The sequence below is a fragment of the Paenibacillus nuruki genome (assembly GCF_001721045.1).
GTDB lineage: Bacteria > Bacillota > Bacilli > Paenibacillales > Paenibacillaceae > Saccharibacillus > Saccharibacillus nuruki.
Genome location: NZ_MDER01000065.1, coordinates 1 through 24,706, shown reverse-complemented (window position 1 = coordinate 24,706; position 24,706 = coordinate 1). Strand labels below are relative to the sequence as shown.

Below are 24,706 nucleotides of genomic sequence, written 5' to 3'. Positions count from 1 at the left end.
AACGAATAAAGCTACATTTTTAAATTTATCGTCTAACATTGTTAGATTAGCCTTACAGTGTTAGATTTTATCATTGATATTGGTATCTGTAAACAAAAACTTACACTGTTAGATTAAAATTAAAAAAAGGGATGTCAAACGAAAAAAATCGCTTCACATCCCTTGGATCTTTTATGTCACAGAAATTGTATATGTACACAGCAAAAAAGCAAACCACTTCTATAACAGAAGTCATTTGCTTTTTTACTTATAATGATGTTCAGGCTCCTGCCTGATTATGAGTTGTTGCGAATTGCGTGATCACTAATTTCACCCTTGAAATACGTTTCTGTTCCGTTTCTTCAATCACTAACAGATGTCCTTCATGTGCCACGCTTTGCCCGATTTGTGGAGGTAAAGATTCCACCCGGGAATACAGCCAACCACCAATGGTATCGTATTCTGTCGAATCCAAATCCAGTGAAAACCTTGTATTGATCTCATCAATTAACATCATTCCATCAATGGAGTACGTCATTTCATCAATAGGTTCTACAGCTGGACGCTCATGGTCAAATTCATCCTGAATTTCGCCGACGATTTCTTCCATAATGTCTTCAAGAGTTACTAGACCAGCTGTACCACCATATTCATCAATAAGGATAGCAATCTGTGTTTTGCCACGTTGCATCAGCTTCATCAGTTCACTAATCTTAATCGATTCAGGTACAGCTATAATGGGACGGATCAATTTGGCTGAATCTACACTTTGATAACGCATCAAATCTTTAATATGCACAAAACCGACAATATGATCTTTGTCGCCATCGCATACCGGATAACGAGTACGCATTCCTTCAAATGCCAGTTCCAAATTCTCCTCTTTGGAACCGTGTAGACTCAGACAGATCATTTCTGTACGTGGGATCATGATCTCATGGGCGGTTGTATCAGCAAATTCGAATATATTATCAACCAGCGCCAGTTCGGTATTATCGATCAGTCCGCTCTTGTTGCTTTCCTTCATAAGTATACGTATTTCTTCTTCTGTGTGAGCCGAATCTTCTTCAGACACCGGAGCAATACCGAACATTTTGAGTAAAGCGTTCGCCATGCCATTCAACACCCAGATAAAAGGATACATCATTTTATGGAATAAGAGCATCGGTGCTGCTGTCCATAAGCTCACGACTTCCGCTTTGCGGATCGCTAGAGACTTCGGAGCAAGCTCTCCAAGTACAATATGCAATACCGTAATCACAACAAAAGCAATAACGATAGAGACAGTGTGTACAGCTACATCATTATTCCAGCCGAATGCCGTAAATATAGGTCTGATCAGGTCAGCAATCGCCGGTTCACCAATCCACCCCAATCCAAGTGATGCAAGTGTAATCCCTAACTGACAAGCAGAAAGGTAAGCATCCAGATTGTTTACGATCGTTTGCGCAAAGCGCGCTCTTTTACTACCACCATCGACTAATGTTTCTAATCGACTACTGCGAATTTTAACCATTGCGAATTCAGCCGATACAAAAAATCCATTGAGCATCACCAGAAATGCCACCAAAACTAAATTAAGTAAACTGGGTAAGGGGTCAGTCAAGTGTATATCCCGTACTGTCAAATTGATAGACAGTTACGGGTTCACCTCCTTCGTATATTTGTTTTTTGAATTTGCAGCCACATCACGTGCACCGTCATTTTCCCAAGTGTCCTCACTCCCTTCGTTTAGTTATGTATGATTATACATGTTCCTTACTTTATTATATCGTCTCAAACCCTCCCGTCAAATGCTCTATTCATCCGATTACAAATCTTTTACATAGATAATCATTTCTCTTAACATCCTGTATTTATACTGAACCACGTAGCAAGAAGAACAACATGTAAGCAAAAGATGAAAGTGAGGTAAGTGTTAACTTGGATAAAACGCCTGTAGTTTCAATGAAACGTTCTGTTCGAAAAACTCGTTCTATCGTGCGCTATCCCCGTCAGACTCGCCGTTGGAATGAATATATACTTGCAGCTATGTTTTTAGCTCCTTCCATATTGCTGTTCGGTATATTCCTTTTTTATCCGCTGATCAAGTCCGTATATCTGAGTCTACACTCCACTACACCTCGCGGAGATGTTGCCAAATTTGTAGGGTTCAAAAACTTCACAAATTTATTTACATCAGATACTTTTCTCAGCAGTCTGTGGGTAACTACTCAATTTATGTTGTTTACTGTACCGACAACATTGATCCTAGCATTGATCTTAGCTGCATTTTGTCGAAGCCGTATACGCGGTAGCCGTATCTTCCGCTTTATTTTCGCTTTACCTTTAGCGATATCGGTGAGTACGGGTTCTGTCATTTGGATGGTTCTTTTTCATCCGACACTGGGAACATTAAATTATTTCCTTAGTATAGCTGGCTTACCAACTATCAATTGGCTTACTGATCCGAACTGGGCTTTGATCTCGATCTCGATTATGACCATCTGGATGAATCTAGGATTCTTATTCATTCTATTATTAGGTGGTATGGAAGGCGTGCCTGAAGATATCTATGAAAGTGCACGTATGGATGGAGCTAATCCAACGCGTACTTTTGTACAGCTCACTTTACCATTGATCTCGCCTACCATTTTCTTTGCCAGTGTCACCTCAATGATTGGTTCTTTTCAAGCGTTTGGACAGATCAATATTCTGACCAAAGGTGGCCCAATGAACAGTACGAATGTCATTGTTTATAACTTATATCAAGATGCGTTTATGAATTTCCGCTTTGGGACAGGAAGTGCGCAAGCATTGGTCTTATTCGCCATGATCTTAATTCTAACGCTTATTCAATTCAAATTTGGTGAAAAGAAGGTGCATTACCAATGAAACAAGGTCTAGTGCGCACAGGAACAGCCTACTTCTTTATGATTGTGGCTGCGGCACTTATACTTTTGCCTTTCTGGATCGCCGTTTCTAATTCATTTATGACTGAATCGGAATCAGCTACATATCCTCCACGATTTTTACCATCAGGTATTCATATCGATAATTTTATAACAGTCATGAATAATATTCCGATTATTCGTTTTATTGTGAACAGCTTTTTGACCAGTAGTATTATTACGGTCGGTAATCTGATTACTTCTTGTATGGCTGCTTATGCGTTTGCTTTTCTACGGTTTCCCGGTCGTAAAATCTTATTCGGTCTATTTATGGCTACGATGATGATTCCGTGGGAAGTGACGGTGATTCCGAACTATCTAACCGTTCGTAGTTGGGGCTGGCTTGATTCGTATCAAGGATTAACTGTTCCTTTTCTAGCCACAGCTTTTGGAACATTTCTAATGCGTCAATTCTTCTTGCAACTGCCCAAAGAATTAATGGAAGCTGCTCGAATAGATGGTTGCGGACATATTCGCATTTTCGCTTCACTGGCTGTGCCGTTATCGATGCCAGGGCTTGCAACACTGGGTATCTATTCTTTCCTTAATCACTGGAATATGTATCTATGGCCACTATTGATTACGAATAGTGAAAGTATGCGTACGGTTCAGATTGGTATTAGTATGTTGCAATTTGCAGATGTAACCGCATGGAACGTTGTTATGGCTGGTATTGTGTTGGTGATGCTCCCTTCTCTTGTTCTTCTTGCTGTAGGTCTAGGTCGTCTTGTAGGCGGTCTAACAGCAGGTGCACTGAAGGGCTAACTCATAGATTATCTTTTCAAAATTTGTTCAACTAAAAGGAGAATACGAAAAGAAATGAAAATCAATCGTTCGCGTCAAACATGGAGTTTGCTTAGTTTATGCCTATTTTTATTCTTAGCAGCTTGTGGTGGAGGTCAAAGTACAACTGGCTCTACAGCAGCTACAGGTACAACAGCTGATGCAGCAAGTGAGACTTCTACAGGTCCTGTAAAAATAGTCTGGTGGCATTCGATGAGTGGCGATTTGAATAAAGTAGTTGATGAATTAGTTAAAAAATTCAATGATTCTCAAAAAGATGTTCAAGTTGAAGCTATTTTTCAGGGCGATTATGATGCTAGTATTAACAAATTCAAAACATCTATGGGATCAGGAAGCGGCCCTACCATGCTTCAGACTTATGATGTAGGTACACGTTATATGATCGATTCTCAAGCGATCACACCGATGCAACAATTTATCGATGCCGATAAATTTGATACTTCACAGTTCGAACCGAACATTTTGAAATACTATACTTTTGATAATCAGCTGTATTCTATGCCTTTTAATACATCTAACCCGATTTTCTACTATAACAAAGATGCTTTCAAAAAAGCAGGTCTTGATCCAGAAAATCCTCCTAAAACATTAGATGAATGGGAAGCAGCAGCTAAAGCATTGACTAAAGATGGACAAACAGGAATGTCATTACCAATCTACGGATGGTTGATGGAGCAAATGTTTGCAAGCCAAGATGCAACATTGTTGAATAACGATAATGGACGTACAGCACTTGCAACTGAATCTCAATTAGGTTCTGAGCCGGGTGTGAAATTCTTAACATGGTGGAAAAAATTGATCGATGAGAAATATATGCTTAATCTAGGTCGTAAAACAGATGATACGAAAAAAGCATTTGCTGCTGGTCAAGTAGCGGTAACAATGGATAGTACAGCTTCACTTCGCGGATTGATCAGCTCCACAGAAGGTAAGTTTGAAGTAGGAACGGCTCCATTGCCTAAAGTGGCTTCTAGCGATATTGGTAAAGGTGGCGTGGTTATCGGTGGTGCAAGTCTTTGGATTATGAATGACAAATCCGCAGCAGAACAACAAGCGGCATGGAAATTTATCAAATTCTTAGCAGAACCTGAACAACAAGCGTACTGGCATGTAAACACAGGCTACTTCCCGATTACCAAAGCAGCTTATAACGAAGATTTAGTAAAAGAAAACATGAAGAAATATCCACAATTCGAGACTGCTGTAGATCAATTGCACAATACCAAAATTGATACAGCTACTCAAGGTGCAGTAATGGGTATCTTTACTGAAGCTCGTCAGTTAACAGAAACAGCAATCGAAGAAGCACTTAACGGTTCCAAATCACCACAAGCAGCGCTAGACGATGCAGCTGCACAGATCACACAGAAATTAAAAGATTATAATGATACAGTTAGTCCATAAGCAATGGCTTAACCAAGAAAAGTAAGCACAAAAAAAGAAGCGTTAGTTCAATGGTTGCTCTTAACCACTGGATTAGCGCTTCTTTTACATACTTTAGTATTAATCTATTTTACATCCGTGATGATGGTGCATGAATAGAAGGCGTTTGCCCTGAAATATGTGTGTATGCACCTGTAGGTTCGATAAACACAGCATAATCTAATGAAGTTAACGGTAGCACATGACGTAGCCCGGTATTGAGATCACGAATAACAATATGATCTTCTCCTGTCGCTTCTAATAAGCCACGATAGTCGCTATGCATCACTTCACGACCAGGGATCATATAGAACATACCGTTTTTCCCTAGATTGTTCTGTAGCTTTTGATGTAATGACAGATCAGTAGTACTTGTATTTGAAAGATTCGCTGGACGAATAGTCGATGAAATGTAGTTATTGATTTGAGTCGGAATATGTTCCATGCCAGCATAGCCGTGCTCAGTTCGATAAGCGACCGGACGATAAGGTTGAGTCAACATGATTGCATTCCTCCCAATATTTTGAAATAGATACTCTAACTCTTAATATTACCCTTTTCTCTGTAGCTCCAATCGTATCTTTGAGGAGAGCGTCAAATAAAAAAGGCACATCGCTGGTATTTCTACCGGGATGTGCCTTTTGAGATTGATTTATTTTATAGTCATCCTGCTTGATTTAAGAAAGAGATGCTCCGGTCAAAGTAACCGATAGATCCCATAGACGCTTAGCTTGATCCGAATCCACAGCATACTCTTTCACGCCAACAGAAGGTACACCTTCGACAGCAGGTTCTGCAATATCGCAATCTTCACAGTATACGCCACCTTTACCTTCTAACTGTGGAGAAGTAGCTGCCCAGAGTTGAGTTGCCGCTCCCTGTTCAGGTGTTTTGAAAGCAGAGTTTACTCCATTACCATCTTCATCGATCCATTTCAAAGCTACCATTTCTTCTTTAGGCAAATGGCGTTGAAGTGGTGTCAAAATGCCACCCGGATGAACGGAGAAAGCACGTACCCCTTGTTCACTTCCACGACGATCCAGTTCTACTGCGAATAAAGCATTAGCTGTTTTGGCTTGACCATATGCTTCAAACTTCTGATAATTGCCTTCGAAATTAATATTGTCCCAACGAATAGGTGAAATATGATGCCCTGCGGAAGAAGTAGCTACTACTCTTGCACCTTCTCCTGCGGTAAGTGCAGACCAGATCAAGTTGATCAATGTAAAGTGACCTAGATGATTGGTTGCAAATTGTAATTCCCAGCCTGGACCTACACGAGTCTCAGGGCAAGCCATCACGCCAGCATTTAGAATCGCTATGTCAATACTACGTCCACTCTCTAACAATCGACCTGCAAAAGCACGTACACTATCTAGATCGGATAGATCCAGTTCATCCACTTCGACATGTTCTAATCCTTGAAGCGCTTCATTAGCTACATCCGGGCGACGAGCAGGCACGATAACAAAAGCTCCTGCTTGTATGAGAGCACGTGTTGTTTCAAGTCCAAGACCGGAGTATCCGCCTGTAACTAAAGCCGTTTTGCCTGTAAGATCAATACCTTGCAATACTTCACTTGCTGTACTGTCATGTCCAAATCCTGAGTTGATGTTGTGTTGAGCTGTTTTCACATAAGAATGTTCCATATTATTTCTCTCCTCTTCATCGTTGATACTCTTACTGTACAAGCTAGAGTTCACTCTAGGTCAAGTCTCATTTATCACAAATATTGATTTGTGTGTGAGATGACTTGCTGTGAGGATGATCTGTCGATGCTTCTGAAGCAGTGAGGTGTTGATTTTCCCACGTTTGTTCAGGCTCATTACGATTGAGGTGTTTCTCATAGACATTGGTCTTGAGTGTGATGACTTCCAGACAATCGTTCAAATGCTCCATCTGACTGACCACTCGTTGTTGATGTTCTTTCAAAATATCCAACCGTTCATGTTCATTACCCGGACCCATACGTACCAGTTCAGCAAAACGACGAATCTGAGCGATTGGCATACCTGAAGCACGTAGACGTGTACAAATGTAAAGCCATTCTACATCGACTTCACTATATCGCCGTCGTCCTCCTTCATCTCTAGCAATACGTGTAGATAACAATAAACCTTCCCGCTCATAAAAACGGAGTGAATGTACGCTAAGACCTGAACGTTCTGCAACTTCCCCTATACTGAGCTGATTCTTCTGCTCTAAGTCAGTACTCATAATAACATTCTCCTTTATCAATCCTAGTCGATGTGATGTATAAATGATCACCAATACTTTGATTTCTATCTTAACTCAAGCGTTCGCCTTTCACCACTAATGCGACAGATAGAATGAATTTGAAACAATTGACACACCTGAGCGAAAATGCTAGTATCATTTATACCAAGTATGTTTGTCGGATTAGTCTATTAAATGATGAAATTAAGCGATACACCCTATATAAATCTATCTATACTATCTTTTAAAGGAGATATTACGATGTCAACATCTGATCATATTCAGCGGGATGAAGTAGAATTTGGCTGGTTTTTACCTACAATGGGAGACGGAACACGTTTTGGACAAGATTCTGAACGTCCTCCAACCCTTGAATATTTAACTAATGTTGCCCAGACTGCTGAAAAAGCAGGTTTTGAATTTGCTTTGATCCCTACAGGCGGTGCATGTCTGGACTCTTGGGTGGTAGGATCAGCTATTATCGGTGCAACTACAACCTTAAAACCTCTTGTCGCTCTTCGCCCGGGATTGATTGCTCCTGTGTTAGCAGCACGTATGGCAGCTGCTTTGGATAATCTATCCGGTGGCCGAGCACGTATTAATATTGTGACAGGAAGCTCTCCTGATGATCTTGAAGAACTGGGTGATCCACTTGCGCGCGCTCATGACGAGAAGTATGCGCGTACTCGTGAATATGTGCATATTATGAAAAGTGTATGGGAACAAGCAGCGGGTCTTTCTTCAACAGAATTCGGCAATACAGGTCATTCAGCAGTTACCAATCACAAAGTGGATTTTCAAGGCGAATACTATGAATTAAAAGGGGGTACAAGTCGCCCTGCTACGGTACAAAAGCCTACTCTTCCTATTTACTTCGGCGGTAGTTCGGCAAAGGCCAAATCGGTTGGTGCAGAGTATTCAGATGTATTTCTAATGTGGGGCGAGCCTCTTGATATGATTCGTGAGCAAGTACAAGAACTTGAACAAGCTCAAGCCGCATATGCCCGAGAACATGGTAGTGTTCGTCCACTTCGGATAGGAATGCGTGCTCAAGTCTTAGTGCGTGATACTGAAGAAGAAGCTTGGGAAGCCGCACGTAATCTGATTAAAGATATTGATCCTGCTACGATCGAACGTGCCAAAGCGTCATTCAGCCAAACAGGAGCCACCGGACAAAATCGTCAAAATCAGATTCGTGATGCAGCCGCACAAAATGACTTTGTTGTCGGCCCTAACCTTTGGGCGGGATTATCTAATCTTCGTTCAGGTGGAGCTTTGATGTTTGTCGGTACTCCTGATCAAGTATCTGACCGTTTGATGGAATATGCGGAGATTGGGATTACATCCTTTATCTTATCGAGCTATCCTCATTTGGAAGAAGCACAGATTTTTGGTGAAAGTACATTGCCTTTATTTAAAGAAAAATGGAGCAATCGCTTAGTTGCTTCGAATTAAGGACGATGAAGTCTGTTAGCTAATCATAAACTACGAATTTTATTTCTTAATATAACAAAAACAGGCGCGATCTATTCGCACCTGTTTTTTGTCATGCTTATAAGTATGCTCTAGCTCATCTATTCAACATAGATCATTTTACGTGTCATTCCACCATCTACAATCAATTCAGCACCAGTAATAAATGAATTTTCTGGATCGGTTAAAAATAAACAGGTTCTCGCTACATCTTCAGGTGTGCCTACACGTCCTGCTGGATGTTGTGCATGGTCTTCTTTCGTCAGAGCATTATAGTCGCCTGTCTCAATCCAGCCCGGGCTAATCGCATTCACGGTAATATGATCAGGACCTAGCGATACAGATAGAGCGTGCGTAATCGCTGTAATACCACCTTTTGAAGCCGCATATGCTTCAGAATGAGGCTCAGACATATGAGCACGTGTTGAAGAAATATTAACAATAGAACCTCCTGTATGATTACGCATCACTTTAGCGGCTTCGCGGGATACTAAGAAACAAGCTCTAACATTCGTATTCATTACATCGTCCCACTCGTCCAAAGTTAGTTCGTAAGGCGATTTCCAGCGAGACACCCCTGCGTTATTAATAACAATATCAATCTGTCCGGTTGTATTCACAATCTCCTGTATAGTGGCTATAACGTCTTCTTCTCGACGTACATCACAAGGTAAAAAGTGTGCTTGTCCTCCGCTCTCACGGATAGCTGCTGCTGCTGAAGCACCTTCAGGTTCTAACGTATCTGTCAAAAACACAGTAGCGCCTTCTGCGGCATAACGTTCTGCTACAGCTTTACCGATTCCTTTGGCTGCACCTGTGACAATAACCGTTTTCGAAGCATATTTCATAAGATATCTCCCTTTGAGTTCGTATATGAGTATGATGAATCTATACTGCTTATTCAACGATTGAGAGAATTAAGAAACATGACCTCTTATACGACCGGTACTTTTCTATGTAAATACAAAGGTATGACTTATGTCCAAAAGGATCAGAAATGATAAAGGAACACACTTCTTATTGATCAGCGAAGTGTGTTCCTTTATGAAGTGCCTATAGATAATCCATCTGAATGTCTGGCTTGGATAATAGATAATCTTATGAACCGATTATGCATAATACGCTTGTAAAAGCTCCTGAGTATCATCTTTAGCGGCATCCAATACACCTTGATCTGCCCAACATGCACGACAAGCTTCTTCTTCTCGACATTCATTAGCATCCAAGCAAGTGTAGCAAAGGTTCATGTAAAAGTTAGTAAGGTTTTCATTAGTATTGTTTCTCATCTCAATCATCTCCTTGTTTTTTCTACATCCCAAGCATAACCGATTCAAAAGTATATTAATGTGATTTATTTCACAATCAACAAAGAATTTTAAATTATTTTTTGATTTTATAAAAAGAAAGTATTCTAACGAGAAAAAAGGATCACCTTTGCTACCTTTAGACGGGTTCGCAAAGCAGATCCTTTGTATATCATTCTTATTTATGATCGTATTTTATAAAACATGCCATGTTTTGCCACCATCGGTAGTCTGCATTAGTAGTGAACGTCGTTCTTCATTTTTGGCAACTAATAACCAACCTACATTTGCAGAAAAGAATTGCAATTTGGCTAACTCTGGATAATTATTCAATGTTCTTTGTAACGTATTATTGACAGGTAATGCTGTCCATGTCTTGCCTTGATTGGTTGTACGATAGACTACCCCGTCAACTACAGACCACCCTATTTTGTTATTCAAAAAAGTAGGACCCATCGACTGATTAACACCAGTTTGAGCTTTTAACGCAAATGGAGCAAAGTTCCATGTCTTGCCTGCATCATTGGTAAAATAGCCATTGTAGCTTGTCTGGTTATCGGTTACACAACCAATATTCATCCAACCGGCTGTTTTGCTGTCACCAAAAAATTGAGGTTTCCCTGTGGTCAAAGCATGACAATTCGACATTTTGGTATTTTTCTCAAAGTCAGGCCCTGATTTCCACGTTTTGCCGGAATCACTTGTCATATAGAGATGAGGCTTACCTTGTTGTTCTAACGTCACAAATCCATGATCACGATCTCTAAAAGACATGCCTACAAGCTTCCCGAATTTAGGAATAGCTTGCGTTGCTAACCCTTTAGCTTCATAGATACCTGTGTTTTGCATCACTTTTTCCCATGTATTACCGCCATCTTTGGTAATATAGAGTACTTTTTCCTGCTGATCTTCTGCACTATTGGCTGAATCTGAAGAAGCCAGTGCCCAACCCATTTTACTATCCATAAAATAAATACCTAATACATTTACTTCATCATCCAATGTAGCGAAATTCCAGTTCTGTCCGCCATCGGTTGTATGCAGAATTAAGGTTTCGCCTACACCTGATGCATTGCGAACCACCCAACCATTATTTTGATTTAAGAAAAAGATATCTTTGCCATACGTAGGCGGTTCTGAAAATGTAACGGTCTGAGCGGGTGATACATTATCCCATGTGCCTCCACTATCTTGCGTCACATAGATACGCAGTTCATTACGGGTAACCCCCCATGCTAGACCTGCACTTGCACTTAATAATTGAAAGTCTGTTAATCGGGTCTGAATTTTATAACCTTTTTCAGCAGGAGCCCCCTGCTTCGTATCTGATGTTGCTGTATGGTTAAGGGTTATGGTCTGCCCTTGATCTTCAGTTTGAATTTTTTTGAGTTCTTGAGATGACGCTTTGTCTGCTGCTGGATCATAGTCACTTGTAGATGATTGACAAGCAGTAAGGACAAAAATAAGCGTAATCCATATAAAGAGCGCTTTGCGCATCGATCGTTTCATTCTTTCTCTCCTTTCACGCTTACATTAAGCAATTTGTGATTCCGATGTTTGATAACCCTTATAAGAGTAAACCATAATGAACAGAGGTTGTTTACAGAAAAGTTACAAGCCATTACAGATTTTGCGATTTTTGCAATGCTCCATACCATTTTTTGGGCTTTCTTTTCTGTGATCCTTTTTACATTGGTCGCGCTTTCCGTTACAATAGTAGCGAATCTGTAATATAGATTAAAGAAGGAGATGATAAAAAATGACAGTATCTGAATCTGTATCCAAGCCCCACCGTGTCGTTGTTATTGGCACAGGAGCCGTAGGCTCCACAACCGCTTATACCCTTTTACTCCACAAGAGAATGTCTGAACTCGTCTTTATTGATGCGAATCACAACAAAGCTCTTGGCGAAGCACTCGATATGAACCATGGACTCCCATTCGTTGGCGGCGTCAAACTATGGGCAGGTGATTATTCGGATTGCAAAGACGCAGATATTATCATTATTGCTGCCGGTTCCAATCAGCGTCCAGGGGAAACACGGATCGACTTATTGAATCGGAATTCAGCCATCTTCGAAGACATTATTTCGAATATTACGAAATATAATAATAGCGGTATTCTACTTATTGCTACCAATCCAGTAGATATACTCAGTTATGTATCATGGAAAAAGAGCGGTTGGCCATCTAACCGTGTTATTGGCTCCGGTACATTACTTGATAGCGCACGCTTCCGTTATTTAATTGGTAAAGAAAAAGGCATTGATCCTCGCAGTATTCATGCTCATATTATTGGGGAGCATGGTGATTCCGAGTTGCCTGTATGGAGTCTGTCTAATATTGCAGGAGCTCCACTGAACTTTGAAGAAGACAAGCAAAAAGAAATCTTTGAAAACACCAAAAATGCAGCTTACGAAATCATCAATGCTAAAGGATCTACTTCGTATGCGATTGCACTAGCACTTGACCGCATTGTAGCGGCTATTTTGCAAAATGAACACGCTGTATTGAACGTTTCTTCTTTGCTTGAAGATTATCATGGCATCTCTGACGTATATCTGGGTGTACCTGCGATTGTCGGTAGAGATGGTATCCAAGCCAAATTGCCTATTCCTATGAATGAGCATGAAGAAGAATTACTACGTGCTTCTGCTACAAAGTTAAAAGATCAGATTGCCCAGTTAGATATTTAAGTTGAATCAGAGATAGATCCTGAAGTGATATATAATTAACTATAGACTATCTTGTATTCATATGACAAATCTCTAACGAATATCGATGTACAGATAAACTGAATAATTCAAAAATAATATAAAAAAGTGGATTTAGGGATAAGACCCTGAATCCACTTTTTTTATGTGTAAAATGATGATTGTCTAATGATCACTTGATCAATAAGGAATATCATCGTCACGTTCAGGTGTTTCATTCGCCCGATCCACTAAGCGTCTTGCCACCACTTCAAAAGGCTCCGGCTGTAATAGTTCTACAGGTGAAAATCCTTTATCAAACGTAAACGCATCGCCTTCAATCACCATAGCATAATGATCACCTAACTTGGCAATATGCAGTCGATATCCATAATCAGCAAGCAATCCACGAATACTCGTATCTCCTAGCTTCATTTTGATCTCGATCTCTGGCTTAATCTCCACAATACGCTCTGCGGCTTCGATCACATGTTGCGGTTCCCATTTTTCTTGAATATCCCGCTTTTCACTGGCTGCCCATAGTTCTAGATCATGCTCTTCTTGCTGACGTTCTAGATTGGTGGCATCCGGCCACTTTTCTTCGACATATGTCTGTACATAATCCATCACTCGTTCATTAACAATCTCCGGAATCGATTGCTCATACGTGATAAATTTCAAAAAGTCTTCAAAATAACGGGCATGAGAAGATTGGTGAATTTTAAGCTCCCATTCTTCGATCATACCTTCTTCTGGCATATGCGGGTATTGAATTGATTTCATATTGCGGGCGCTAATCGCCATCTCGACTTCGCTAATCAGACTACGTTCATCCGAAATACGGGCGATACGCTGTTCAAAATCACATTTCATCACAAAAATAAACGGATCATCAAAATGCGTATCTAGCTTGGCTTGTGTGATAATCAAAGCTCCACCACGAACTGAACTTGTTTCCAGATAGCTACGTACCAGATCATCACATGCATTTTTGAAATCTTCTTTATTATCAACTGCTCTTAGACGAGTAAATAAATTAAAGTTAGGATTGCTGGTCAGTTCATGTCCCGGCTCAACTAAAAACGTACCAATCTTAGTAGGCGGCTGTTCTGTACCCGGATTTTTTTCGACTTTCCGTTTGGCTGTACGACCAAATTCAGCATGTAGAAATTTTTTGATCTCGCTTTCTTCATACTCATCTTCATCGAGTGTTTGATAATGTTTGTAGTTTTTGTTAGTTTGTCCTTCTTTACCTTCAACTTGTAATACAAAAAAAGATAAAAATTGAATATCAAATCGCATAATAAACTCCTTTAATCTCGCTCAATTAGTCTATATATCATTGTGAATTAAATATTGAAGCATGAATAATATATGTTATTTCCGGAATCAAATCACAGGATGATTAGACTTATGCTTACGGGAAATACCTGGCTCTCGAACCGACAATATAGCATTAACCGCCATACCCCCGATAACCAATACCAATCCTACCCACATGCCGACTGAAGACAACATAACACCTAGAAGTAGCCACTCACCTAATAAAGTAAAGACTACTTCTAACGCTTGCGTCGCTTCTACAGTGGCTAGACGTGCAGGATGATGCCTGACTTGATCGGTAGCACCAAAGAACAATACGGTTGCTACAACCCCTGAAAATAGAGCGACTAGAAATGTCTGCCCTGTCTGAGCACCTGAAGGTAATCCAGATTGGATAGCACCGATACACGCTAGAATAATCCATACAGGAAGACTGGCTATACTCATTCCCAGTGTCCGCTGAAAAGCATCCAATCGCCCATCGCATACTTCCATCATTTTACGATTACCTAGCGGATAAGCAAAAGCCGCAATAGCAATCAATACAATACCTTGCCAGCTAGCACCTTCTGTATGTTGTCTGACCTGTTCCCACTGCATTAACCCAATCCCTGTCAAAATAATTAGCGCCGCTAACATGCCTGCTCTTGGGATCTTTCCTCGTTCTTGAATCGCTCCTTGAGGCGTATAACGGACAAAGAAGAACAGTGGTGACATAATCATACCTGCCACAATCGTCATTTCAAAAGCCGCCGCAGTCAGCCAACCGGGTGAGTAGATTGCCGCCGCACACATCGGTGCATAAAATAATCCAAATCCGATGGTACTCCATATCAACCACTGCACAGGCGACTTTTTCATTTCCACCCATAATCCAGTAAGATTACGGCGCAAAATAACCAGTATCGCTAATAACGGGATCATAAAAAAGTAACGTAGTGATGCGCTCCATAGCCAACTGCCTCCACCCACTTCCATCGAGCGATTCAGCACAAATGTAAACGCAAAAAAGAATGCCGCCGCTACGCCGATCAGTACAGCTTTCATGATGAACCTTGATCTGTGGAAGATGGAGAGTGATTACCAGAAGAAGCCAACCAACTCCCCAGACTCATCCAGTTCTGCTCCATCCGTGTAGCGGTTAATAATAAGTCCCCTGCTTCACTTGCTTCTATAATCAGTCGATGGTCTTCAGGTGAATGCGTATGATCAATACTGCTGAATTTAGCGTATTCTAATCGTCTGATCTTAGGCATCACACGGCTTAGTGCAGCTATAATCTCGGGATTATTCGCTTGTTGTATAAATACATCGTGAAATTGATCATCAGCTTGAATAGCCGCAGAAGCATCCTGTTGCTGAAGTGCCGTAATCAATTCTTGATTGAACTGTTTTAGCATATCATAATGTGGGGTCTGCAAGTAAGGAATAGATAAGCGTGCTGCTAATCCATGTAATACCGCTGCTACTGTAAAAGCATGTGCTGCCGCTTCTTCATATAAAGGAGCAACCCGTGTAACGGCTCCAGGAAAAGATTCAATTAATCCTTCATCCTCCAATCGCTTCAAAGCTTCACGCACTGGAGTACGGCTTACTCCGAATTGCGCGGCTAATTCATTATCATTGAGCTTCTGCTCAGGCAATAATTCTAAGGTCACAATACCTTGTTTGAGCGTATCATATACTTGATCACGCAACGTCGGACGACTTATTTTCTGGATTGATAGTTTTTTCATAAAACCAATATATTGCATATTACTCATAATCTCAATCTTTTTATTATCGTTATGGTTAATTCTGTTGCATAAAAAAACCTCTGAACTGTGGAATAGACCACCATTCAGAGGTTTTTGATTTAGATCGATTGGAATATTATTTGTTAGTATCACGATTTTTGCGATTTGGGTTTAATAGACTATGATTACGTCCATAAGCGAAGTAAATCAATAATCCAACAAACAACCAGATAAAGAATACAATCCAAGTTAATGGTGCAAGGCGAGTCATCAAGTATACACAGCCTAGTGCACTAATGATTGGAATCCAAGGCACCAATGGAACACGGAATCCTTTTTTCAAGTTAGGGTGATTACGACGAAGTACAATAATCCCTAGACTAACTACAGCAAAAGCAAACAATGTACCGATATTGGTCAATTCAGCTAGATCACCTAATGGGATAAAACCAGCGAAGATTGCGATAATGATACTTGCAATCCAAGTTCCTTTAGCTGGCGTCTGACCTTTACCACTAATTTTAGAAAAGACTGGAGACAACAGTCCATCACGTGACATCGAGTATAATAGACGACTCTGTCCATACATCATCACAAGCAATACAGTAGTAATCCCTGTAATAGCTCCCAATGATACGATCCAAGCTAGACCATTCAAATTAACAAATTCAAAAGCAAATGCTACTGGATCGCTAACGTTTAACATTTGATAAGGAACAATCCCTGTCAAAATCAATGAAACAATAATATACAATACCGTACAGATTGCTAATGAAGCAATAATACCGATTGGCAAGTCGCGTTGTGGACGTTTAACTTCTTCAGCGGCTGTAGAGACTGCATCAAATCCGATATAAGCAAAGAATACCGTCGCTGCACCTGTCGTTACACCTGCCATACCGAACGGTAGGAATGGATGCCAGTTCTCAGGTTGTACGTAGAATACACCTACACCGATAAAGATTAAGACAACGATCAATTTCACAGCAACCATAATTCCATTGGCACGTGCTGCTTCTTTGACTCCACGTGTGAGCAAGAATGCAATAATCAATGTAATCGCAGAAGCAATCACATCAAAGTATGTTCCTTTTTCTGGACTAAATGCACTGGTTAAGGCATGTGGGAGTTCTAATCCAAACCCTGATAATAGACTCTGGAAGTATCCAGACCATCCACTAGCTACTGCCGCACTAGCGAATCCATATTCCAGTATCAAGTCCCATCCTAGAATCCATGCAATAACTTCGCCGAAAGCTGTATAACTATATGTATACGCACTTCCTGAAGCCGGTACTGTTGAAGCAAATTCCGAATAACATAATGCGGCAAACGCACAGATAATACCTGCTAAAAGGAAAGAAAGTACTAATCCAGGACCTGCATATTTAGCAGCAGCTACCCCTGTTAATACAAAAATCCCTGTTCCGATAATAGCCCCCACACCTAGCGTGGTTAGATCAAGAGCTCCTAATACTCTTTTCAGCCCTTTGTCTTCCGCTTCTGCTATAGGTTTACGTCTGAATAAAGAAGTCTGTTCTTTATTACTATTCATACACAAAATCCTTTCACTGTGAGGTATTATGACATTTTTTTATAATATTAAAGGACACCTATAAAAAACTACATAATACTACACTGTGATGCGTTGAATTAATAAATTTATTTATGAAAAATCGTTAAATTATGAGATAAAAGCTTTCATTGGCTTCATTTTGGGAAAAAGTTGATTCTTTTTTTGCTATAAACGAAGATAAGCAATCTTTGCTATGATACAAATAACGTGATTAAGATATGACTATAAGGAATAATGTCGTTATTAAAGGAGTAGGTTATACATATGATCACCCGTGAACAATTAGAACAGCAACAGATTTGGATCTATATTATTGTATTAATCATAGCTGCCGGGTTGGGATTATTCGTTCCTGATCTAATCTTCATATTGGATCATCCGATATTGATATCTATAGTGATCGCTATATTGATGTTTGGGATGTTTACTCAGATTCCTTTTCTAACTATACGAAAGTCTTTGGGTGATCGCCGGTTTATATTGGCTTTACTAACTGCTAATTATGTAGCTGTACCGATCGTCGTCTGGGGATTATCTCAATTTCTTCCTCAGCAAGCTCCCCTATTATTAGGCGTATATCTAGTACTACTTACTCCATGTATTGATTATGTCATTGTGTTTACACATCTAGGGCGTGGCAATGAAAAAGCGATTCTACTGGCAACGCCTATTCTTTTTGTCACCCAAATGGTTTTGTTACCAGTATACTTGTGGTTATTTATGGGAGAGAAAGCATCTGAAGTCGTCAATCCTACACCTTTTATCGAATCTTTTCTTATTATTATTGTTCTCCCTCTGATATTAGCAATTGGTCTGCAAGTTATGGCTAGTAAATCCAGACCGCGTGGATCATTACTGTTAGAAGGTTCAGCATGGATTCCTGTTCCATTGATGGCATTGACTTTATTTATTATTGTAGCGTCACAGATCGGCAAGTTATCTATGTATGGAGACGTGATTATTCAGGTTATTCCTATCTATATTGCTTTTCTATGTATTATGCCTTGGATTACGAGATGGATTGTACAATGGTTCAAATTAGACATAAGCTCAGGACGAGCTGTCATTTTCAGTGCTGGTACACGGAACTCTCTGGTTGTGCTTCCACTTGCCTTATCTTTGCCAGACAATTGGAGTACTTTAGTCGCTGCGATTATTGTAACGCAGACGATTGTGGAGCTTGTCGGCGAACTGATCTATATTCGCATAGTTCCTCATTTTATTCTGCGTGACAAATAGAATCCAATATACAAAATAAGGATAGATCGTCGTGACACTAAACGATCTATCCTTATTTGCATGTTCAATAGTAGATATACATACTATTATTTGATTTCAAAAGGAAGCTGTACGTCCAATTTTGAAATCGCTTCTTCTTTTTCTCGATTGCTTACATGTGTATAAATGGTTGTCGTCTGAATTGAGGAGTGACCTAACAACTCTTGTACTGTCCGTAGATCTGTACCTTGACGTAATAACATCGTTGCAAACGAATGTCGTAATTTGTGGCTGGAATACGGAAGCCGTTGCTCGGGTTCGATATGACTTTGAAAACGATCAAATGTATCTGTAGCGATCTGCTGAATATTTCGAATCGACAAACGTGTACCTTTTTGTGAAATAAATAGCGCACTTTCCCCATCTCTCCATGGAGATAATCGCTCTTCTATCGCTTGTTGTAAAATCGTCGCTACAGCATTCGGTACAGGGAGCGTACGCCATTTACGTCCTTTACCCAGTACTTGTAACGTGCTCCGTTCAGCATTGTAGTCGTTGAGATTGAGTCCATGAACTTCTCCAACCCGTAGCCCCATATACGCCATAAATAGAAAAATGGTCAAATTGCGAGTGCGATATTTGCCTTCTACCGATTGCATAAATTCAGTGATTTTGATTTCATCTAAGTAAACAGGTGCTTTATTATGTTCTGTTTTAGCTTTTTTTATCCCAAAAGCAGGATTATGTTCCGCCATCTCAAGTTCGATCAAAGCTTTGAAAAAACAACTTACTGCTGCATGCTTACGATTTCTAGTGGAATCACTAACACCACGTGTACGTGCGCTACTAAGAAAAGACAGCACATGACGCTTTTTCATTTCATGCAGTGGTTTGTTACGAATAGCATGGGAATTGAGAAACTCATATACATCGCTTAAATAAGACTTCTGTGTATACCTCGTATAACCTGCATCTTTCATCCAATCTGTAAAAGCTTCAATTTCTTCACTATATATAAAATCCTCTTCTTCGGATGCATACTTTGTATTCATCAGAGATCATTCATCCTTTCCTATAACCCACATCCTTTTTCTATTATACATCAACCTGTCGATATCGTTGAGACGCTACTGTTGAAATTAAAATGGGAAAAAGAGTGCATTCAGCGTTCTAACGTTTCAAATAGGGTAAAAAAGAGTATAACTTATATAGAAACAAAACAGCGGCAAATTTTATTTTGTCAAATTAATTTATGGATATACACTACACTAAACTTCATGATGAAGAGGAGATTCTACGATGACCGAATTCAAAAAAGTTTATCTTGAACCTGCTGCTCAACAATTCGCAGACGACAATTCTAAGCCTCCATTTCTACCTGATCTAGGTCCAGAAAAAGGGCGCGAAACAGTAGATGAAGTACAGTCTGGTGAAGTATACAAACCAGAAGTTGATATCGAAGAACTTAATATTGCAGGTGGCCCGTCTGGAGAAGTATCGGTTCGTATTTTACGTCCAAAAAATGCTCCTGAGACGTTGCCTGTGTTGGTATATATTCATGGTGCAGGCTGGGTATTCGGTAATGCACATACTCATGATCGCTTAAGCCGTGAACTAGCAACAGGTGCTGAAGTAGCTGTAGTATTCGTTAATTATAGCCTTTCACCTGAGCATAAATATCCTACAGCAATTGAAGAAATCTATGCTGTGGTAGAATGGATTGCTAAAGAAGGTTCTACCAAAGGTCTGGATGCTTCACGTCTATATGTAGGTGGCGACAGTGTTGGTGGTAACATGACAGCTGCAATCACTCTAATGGCGAAAGAACGTAGCGGCCCTACTATCCAAAAACAATTGTTGTTCTATCCAGTAACTGATGCTTCTTTTGATACTGAATCGTATCAACAATTTGCAGAAGGATACTTCTTGCAACGTGATGGTATGAAATGGTTCTGGGATCAATATACAACCGATCCTAACGAACGTGCTCAAATTACAGCATCCCCTCTTCGTGCAACAACAGAGCAACTGAGTGGTCTACCAGAAGCATTGGTTATCACAGGTGAAGCTGATGTATTGCGTGATGAAGGTGAAGCTTATGCCAACAAATTGCGCGAAGCAGGCGTACCTGTTACAGCTGTGCGTTTCCAAGGTATTATTCATGACTTTGTGATGTTAAATGTACTAGCTGATACTAACGCTAAAAAAGGTGCGATCAAGCTAGCTACTACCTTCTTACGCGAAGGATTTTAATACAATTCAATCCAATTGCTGATACTAGTTATAAACGATACATGTTTGAATCGATTCAATAGATGTATTAGATCAGTAAATAATAAAAAAAAGGATGTTCTTGAGTCTATCTTAGGCTTAAAGAACATCCTTTTTTTGTTATAAATCACGGATTGTTAATAATAGCTACAGTTAGCTAATAAAAAAGACAACCCAGACACAAAATGGGATCTGTTATTTAAGCATATGCTATTTGGTTACATATTATTTATTATGTAAACTAATAATGTGAATTCATTAATGACTTTAAAAAGTTATTTTTATTGCAACTATAACATCGAAATAAAAATACATCCTTTTTTATATGTCTAAAAATAATCTATTTAATGTGGCACCCTATCTTTGGAAAAATCATTCACTAGAGAATATTCTTTTACACCTCTTCTTTACTTTACTTTCAGACCATCAATATAAAGTCTTCGTATCCCTTGCAAAATACGGTGCTTTTCAAATCCCTGATCGATCATATGAATATCTAGATTATGCAGAGCAGACATCAATGCTTCTACAGTATAGGCAATATCAATCTCTTCAATTTCATTGTTCTTTTGGGCTTGCTCTAACAGTCTTTGACAGCAATTACGCATCCACACATATAACGGCGATTGCATCGGACGATGTCCTGTTAAAGAACGACTAACATGGCATAACCATGGCGATTTCATTTCTAAAAAATCCGCAAATTGCTCAACAACACTATATAGTTGTTCTAAAGGTTGAGATTCTGCATGTGCCTTCAACCATTGATCCATCTGATCGAATAATGGCTGACATTCCTCTTTTACTACATCTATAGAAAGGTCATTAATCTCAGAATACCTTCTATATAGGCTTGCTTGCCCTACCCCTGCTGTTTTGGCAATCTGATGCATATTCACATCTTGTATGCCTCCATGCTGTATAAATAATTCACGTGCAGCTTGTATAATTTTACGTCGATTGACTTCTTCCCGGCTTAATTTGAGGCTAGCCGATTGAGTTGCTTCTTTCATATATATCAGTCTCCTTATTATCATCTAAATAAAATCTATGCTGATTTAATTGACAAACGGACAAATCGTCCGTTATAATTCTATTGTGGACAGTTTGTCCGTTAATTATAAAGAATTATTTATTAAGAAGCAATAAGTAGATATTTTAAACGGAATAAATAATCTTAATTACGTCATTTTAAGTTTTTCGTTATAAAATGACTTAGAATTTCAAATATAGAAATGGAGTGTTAAAGTATGATTCAAAAACTTTATTTTTTACAGATGGGTTATTGTGGATTAGATCAATCTGCTTTAAATGGTAATCTACCTACGGGTAAAATTATGTATGTGCCTGTATGGTCTTTTCTGCTCGAAACATCCGACGGGCCTATTTTAATAGATACAGGAATGCCAGATTCATTTGTAAATCAGCCCAATTATTATGCTGGAACACGTCGAGAAGGTAAATTAATACCTGATATGCAACCACAACATACTATACCAGAAACGTTAAAACGTTTAGGTTATTCGATCAAAGACATTCAAGCTGTTATCAGTTCGCATCTCCATCTAGACCATGCAGGCGGTAATCACCATTTTCAAGATGTACCTATTTATGTACAGCGTGCCGAATATCATGAAGCGATCCATAATGAAGATTACTCGCCAATAGAATGTCGAGAACCCAATTTGAATTATCATTTGTTGGATGGAGATTATGAAGTCGCACCAGGTATTCAATTATTATCTACTCCCGGTCATTCTGCGGGGCATCAATCTGTTCTACTGAATACTGAAAAATCCGGTTCTATTTTACTTACTGTTGATGTATCCTATACACGTGATAATTTTGAACGAGGTATCCCCTTTGCTGTTAAAGATGCGCAACAAAATCAACAAGCGATCCAGCGTCTTCAACAAGTTATTCAAGATAAACAACCACAAATCGTTTTCTTTGGACATGATATAGAGCAAGCTAAACATCAACAAGTATATCCTTCATTTTTCTAAATGAATTATAATTAACATAATAATAGTTATGTAAACTAAATAAAGAGAATGTAAAGAATAACACTCTCTTTGCCTCTAATATAAAGAAATGATACACTAAAAGAAATCCTTTACTTTCCACCAGCTTGACGAGAATTATAGAATTCAACTGCTTTTTGAATCAACTGTTGCATGGAACCGAAAGAAGTACTCTCTTTGACTTGATTATCCAATTGACCTTGAGGTACTTCTTTCACTTTATCTGCTGAATCTGTAGGAGATCCTACCCCTGCTTTTTGTAATAACTCTCCAATTGATTGAAATGGAGTATGCTTTTGCATAAACTCTGGTGTTAGTAATTTTTCTAAAGGTAGTTTTTGTACAATCTGATCCAACGGTAAATTTTTAGCTATTTCCATCAAACCACCTGGTGTTTTTGCTTTTTCAATCATTCCTTTAAGATCGCCCATTCCACCTAAATTAAATCCCATAATGATAAACCTCCTCTAAAAGTATCGTTCTATTCATTGAATAAAACTACATAATGATATAGTTATAAGAGGTACCCATATAAAGTACGTCTTCATGTCTATTACCCTAATCTGTAGTTAGTGATTGACTATCATTTTTAATTACTATGTAAGATTGTGTGAAACCCCATATTAGTTTACGTATTATTTATTATGTAAACCAATAACAAAACAGCGAGATTATAACCACAGCTAAATAAATAACGTTTATGTTTCTTGCATCAAGTTAATCTTGTTATTTATTTAGTTGTGATGATTATATAATTTCTAACATACGCTCCCATGAGTTCAGATACTCCAGTTCTTCTTCGACTCTTTGTGTTTCGTCTAGATCCGTATCTTCTTGATTCCATAATTCTTCTGTATCGGCAAATGCATTATTCATTAAAGGCGTAAACAACCATATCATTTTATCTGACATTCCCGCTTGTTGATACTCATTAGATTGATTTGCTACATTATGAACATGACTCATTTTCAATCCATCTCCTTTTACACACTTTATATTTATGTCGACATGAAGTAAGCTTCCAATAAGATCATCTGACAAAATATTTATTTTCTTTTTTATATCATAATATAATCCACTCTTTTTCAAATCCGCTTAGAGGATGAATTATAAACTATAAAATATCATCCTCTAGATGGAGTTTATTTTTACAAAGTGTTGTATAGATTTAATACTACAATTACGAAAAGTGTAGGTAGATGAGAGAAGTATTCGTACATATCGAATAGATAGATTTTTGAAATTATTATGGTTTACATAATTTAAATTATGTATGATTCTGTATTTTTGAGCCTTTTTGATATATGGTATTATTTGTTAATAAATATGAGAAATATGCTCTTATTTATGCGGAATAATGGTCGCATTATCTATTTCTAATCGATTTAAACATAAACAGCGTATAATTTATATTATACGCTGTTTTTTAAAACATAATATTATAGCTAGTTAATTAAAAAAGCAAAAAAATTGCATAATTCTATGAGAAAATTATGCAAAATTTTTGCTTTTTTAATAGAGTGCTTTAAATATATTTTTAATTAGTTTTTCTTTTGTGATATCAGTAACTATTGAAATATCTAAATTTTCAGAAATTATAATCAGTTGTTTTAGAGAAGCATTATTAAAATTATAGATTTGCTTTTTTTGAGATAATTTTAATGAATACAACATTCTCTTTTGATTTCTATTAAATATATTAGACGAATTTATATGTTTTGATAAATGTTTATTGAT

24 protein-coding genes are annotated in these 24,706 nt (G+C 38.7%); 8 read left to right on the top strand and 16 right to left on the bottom strand.

Going from position 1 to position 24,706, the window contains the following annotated elements; translation table 11 throughout:
• Positions 1-259: 259 nt before the first annotated feature.
• A complete protein-coding gene (locus tag PTI45_RS17065; RefSeq protein ID WP_069328823.1) occupies positions 260-1,585 on the bottom strand; it encodes a hemolysin family protein in 1,326 nt (441 codons plus the stop codon).
• 341 nt (positions 1,586-1,926) lie between these two features.
• Here PTI45_RS17065 and PTI45_RS17060 point away from each other — a divergent pair, with 341 nt between their 5' ends.
• From PTI45_RS17060 to PTI45_RS17050, 3 genes are read left to right on the top strand one after another with little or no spacing between them, the layout of a single operon-like run.
• Positions 1,927-2,853 carry a carbohydrate ABC transporter permease gene (locus tag PTI45_RS17060; RefSeq protein WP_069328822.1) on the top strand — a complete coding sequence of 309 codons (927 nt, stop codon included), beginning with the start codon at positions 1,927-1,929 and terminating at the stop codon, positions 2,851-2,853.
• Entirely contained in the window at positions 2,850-3,674 is an 825-nt protein-coding gene (locus tag PTI45_RS17055) for a carbohydrate ABC transporter permease (protein ID WP_069328813.1), read from the top strand. The genes PTI45_RS17060 and PTI45_RS17055 overlap by 4 nt, the downstream gene beginning before the upstream one ends.
• A 54-nt stretch (positions 3,675-3,728) precedes the next feature.
• Positions 3,729-5,117: an ABC transporter substrate-binding protein gene (locus PTI45_RS17050; protein WP_069328812.1), complete on the top strand. Its 1,389-nt coding sequence runs from the start codon at positions 3,729-3,731 to the stop codon at positions 5,115-5,117.
• A 109-nt stretch (positions 5,118-5,226) separates the two neighbouring features.
• Here the strand turns inward: PTI45_RS17050 and PTI45_RS17045 are convergent, their stop codons facing one another.
• From PTI45_RS17045 to PTI45_RS17035, 3 genes are all read right to left on the bottom strand, one after another.
• Positions 5,227-5,637, bottom strand: a complete 411-nt coding sequence (locus PTI45_RS17045; RefSeq protein WP_069328811.1) for a spore coat protein GerQ — start codon at positions 5,635-5,637, stop codon at positions 5,227-5,229.
• Positions 5,638-5,812: 175 nt separating this feature from the next.
• Positions 5,813-6,784 (bottom strand): SDR family NAD(P)-dependent oxidoreductase, encoded by a 972-nt coding sequence (locus tag PTI45_RS17040; RefSeq protein ID WP_175425212.1) that lies wholly within the window; start codon positions 6,782-6,784, stop codon positions 5,813-5,815.
• Between the two features lie 67 nt (positions 6,785-6,851).
• Positions 6,852-7,352 carry a MerR family transcriptional regulator gene (locus PTI45_RS17035; RefSeq protein WP_083243590.1) on the bottom strand — a complete coding sequence of 167 codons (501 nt, stop codon included), beginning with the start codon at positions 7,350-7,352 and terminating at the stop codon, positions 6,852-6,854.
• 261 nt (positions 7,353-7,613) lie between these two features.
• Between PTI45_RS17035 and PTI45_RS17030 the strand changes: the two genes are divergently transcribed.
• Positions 7,614-8,807 (top strand): LLM class flavin-dependent oxidoreductase, encoded by a 1,194-nt coding sequence (locus tag PTI45_RS17030; protein WP_069328810.1) that lies wholly within the window; start codon positions 7,614-7,616, stop codon positions 8,805-8,807.
• A gap of 119 nt (positions 8,808-8,926) precedes the next feature.
• Here the strand turns inward: PTI45_RS17030 and PTI45_RS17025 are convergent, their stop codons facing one another.
• The 3 genes from PTI45_RS17025 to PTI45_RS17020 all read right to left on the bottom strand — a co-directional run bounded on the left by PTI45_RS17025 (position 8,927) and on the right by PTI45_RS17020 (position 11,638).
• Complete coding sequence (locus PTI45_RS17025) at positions 8,927-9,673, bottom strand: SDR family NAD(P)-dependent oxidoreductase (RefSeq protein ID WP_069328809.1); 747 nt, start codon at positions 9,671-9,673, stop codon at positions 8,927-8,929.
• Positions 9,674-9,934: 261 nt separating this feature from the next.
• Positions 9,935-10,111 carry a hypothetical protein gene (locus tag PTI45_RS24210; RefSeq protein ID WP_175425211.1) on the bottom strand — a complete coding sequence of 59 codons (177 nt, stop codon included), beginning with the start codon at positions 10,109-10,111 and terminating at the stop codon, positions 9,935-9,937.
• A gap of 213 nt (positions 10,112-10,324) precedes the next feature.
• Positions 10,325-11,638: a WD40/YVTN/BNR-like repeat-containing protein gene (locus tag PTI45_RS17020; protein ID WP_069328808.1), complete on the bottom strand. Its 1,314-nt coding sequence runs from the start codon at positions 11,636-11,638 to the stop codon at positions 10,325-10,327.
• Between the two features lie 250 nt (positions 11,639-11,888).
• On the opposite strand from PTI45_RS17020, the gene PTI45_RS17015 reads away from it, so the two are divergent.
• Positions 11,889-12,824, top strand: coding sequence for an L-lactate dehydrogenase (locus PTI45_RS17015; protein WP_069328807.1), 936 nt, complete (start codon positions 11,889-11,891; stop codon positions 12,822-12,824).
• A gap of 198 nt (positions 12,825-13,022) precedes the next feature.
• On the opposite strand, the gene PTI45_RS17010 is transcribed toward PTI45_RS17015, so the two are convergent.
• From PTI45_RS17010 to bcaP, 4 genes are all read right to left on the bottom strand, one after another.
• Positions 13,023-14,123, bottom strand: coding sequence for a DUF3900 domain-containing protein (locus PTI45_RS17010; protein WP_069328806.1), 1,101 nt, complete (start codon positions 14,121-14,123; stop codon positions 13,023-13,025).
• Positions 14,124-14,210: 87 nt separating this feature from the next.
• Entirely contained in the window at positions 14,211-15,191 is a 981-nt protein-coding gene (locus PTI45_RS17005) for a DMT family transporter (RefSeq protein ID WP_069328805.1), read from the bottom strand.
• A complete protein-coding gene (locus tag PTI45_RS17000; RefSeq protein ID WP_083243592.1) occupies positions 15,188-15,880 on the bottom strand; it encodes a GntR family transcriptional regulator in 693 nt (230 codons plus the stop codon). The genes PTI45_RS17005 and PTI45_RS17000 overlap by 4 nt, the downstream gene beginning before the upstream one ends.
• A 136-nt stretch (positions 15,881-16,016) precedes the next feature.
• Positions 16,017-17,435 carry a branched-chain amino acid transporter BcaP gene (bcaP, locus tag PTI45_RS16995; protein WP_069328804.1) on the bottom strand — a complete coding sequence of 473 codons (1,419 nt, stop codon included), beginning with the start codon at positions 17,433-17,435 and terminating at the stop codon, positions 16,017-16,019.
• Between the two features lie 285 nt (positions 17,436-17,720).
• Between bcaP and PTI45_RS16990 the strand changes: the two genes are divergently transcribed.
• On the top strand, positions 17,721-18,695 hold the full coding sequence (locus PTI45_RS16990) for an arsenic resistance protein (RefSeq protein WP_069328803.1): 975 nt from the start codon (positions 17,721-17,723) through the stop codon (positions 18,693-18,695).
• Positions 18,696-18,781: 86 nt separating this feature from the next.
• On the opposite strand, the gene PTI45_RS16985 is transcribed toward PTI45_RS16990, so the two are convergent.
• A complete protein-coding gene (locus tag PTI45_RS16985; protein ID WP_069328802.1) occupies positions 18,782-19,726 on the bottom strand; it encodes a tyrosine-type recombinase/integrase in 945 nt (314 codons plus the stop codon).
• Between the two features lie 247 nt (positions 19,727-19,973).
• Here PTI45_RS16985 and PTI45_RS16980 point away from each other — a divergent pair, with 247 nt between their 5' ends.
• A complete protein-coding gene (locus PTI45_RS16980; protein WP_069328801.1) occupies positions 19,974-20,927 on the top strand; it encodes an alpha/beta hydrolase in 954 nt (317 codons plus the stop codon).
• Positions 20,928-21,352: 425 nt separating this feature from the next.
• Here the strand turns inward: PTI45_RS16980 and PTI45_RS16975 are convergent, their stop codons facing one another.
• The gene (locus tag PTI45_RS16975) at positions 21,353-21,958 is read right to left on the bottom strand and encodes a TetR/AcrR family transcriptional regulator (protein ID WP_069328800.1); all 606 of its coding nucleotides are present in this window, start codon (positions 21,956-21,958) and stop codon (positions 21,353-21,355) included.
• A 237-nt stretch (positions 21,959-22,195) separates the two neighbouring features.
• Here PTI45_RS16975 and aiiA point away from each other — a divergent pair, with 237 nt between their 5' ends.
• Positions 22,196-22,951 carry a quorum-quenching N-acyl homoserine lactonase AiiA gene (gene aiiA, locus PTI45_RS16970; RefSeq protein ID WP_069328799.1) on the top strand — a complete coding sequence of 252 codons (756 nt, stop codon included), beginning with the start codon at positions 22,196-22,198 and terminating at the stop codon, positions 22,949-22,951.
• A gap of 110 nt (positions 22,952-23,061) precedes the next feature.
• Here the strand turns inward: aiiA and PTI45_RS16965 are convergent, their stop codons facing one another.
• The 3 genes from PTI45_RS16965 to PTI45_RS24390 all read right to left on the bottom strand — a co-directional run.
• Positions 23,062-23,421 carry a hypothetical protein gene (locus tag PTI45_RS16965; protein WP_069328798.1) on the bottom strand — a complete coding sequence of 120 codons (360 nt, stop codon included), beginning with the start codon at positions 23,419-23,421 and terminating at the stop codon, positions 23,062-23,064.
• Between the two features lie 295 nt (positions 23,422-23,716).
• Entirely contained in the window at positions 23,717-23,935 is a 219-nt protein-coding gene (locus tag PTI45_RS16960; protein WP_069328797.1) for a hypothetical protein, read from the bottom strand.
• 546 nt (positions 23,936-24,481) lie between these two features.
• Positions 24,482-24,706, bottom strand: a 225-nt coding sequence (locus tag PTI45_RS24390) for a hypothetical protein (RefSeq protein WP_217492698.1), incomplete at its 5' end; no start/stop codon positions are given.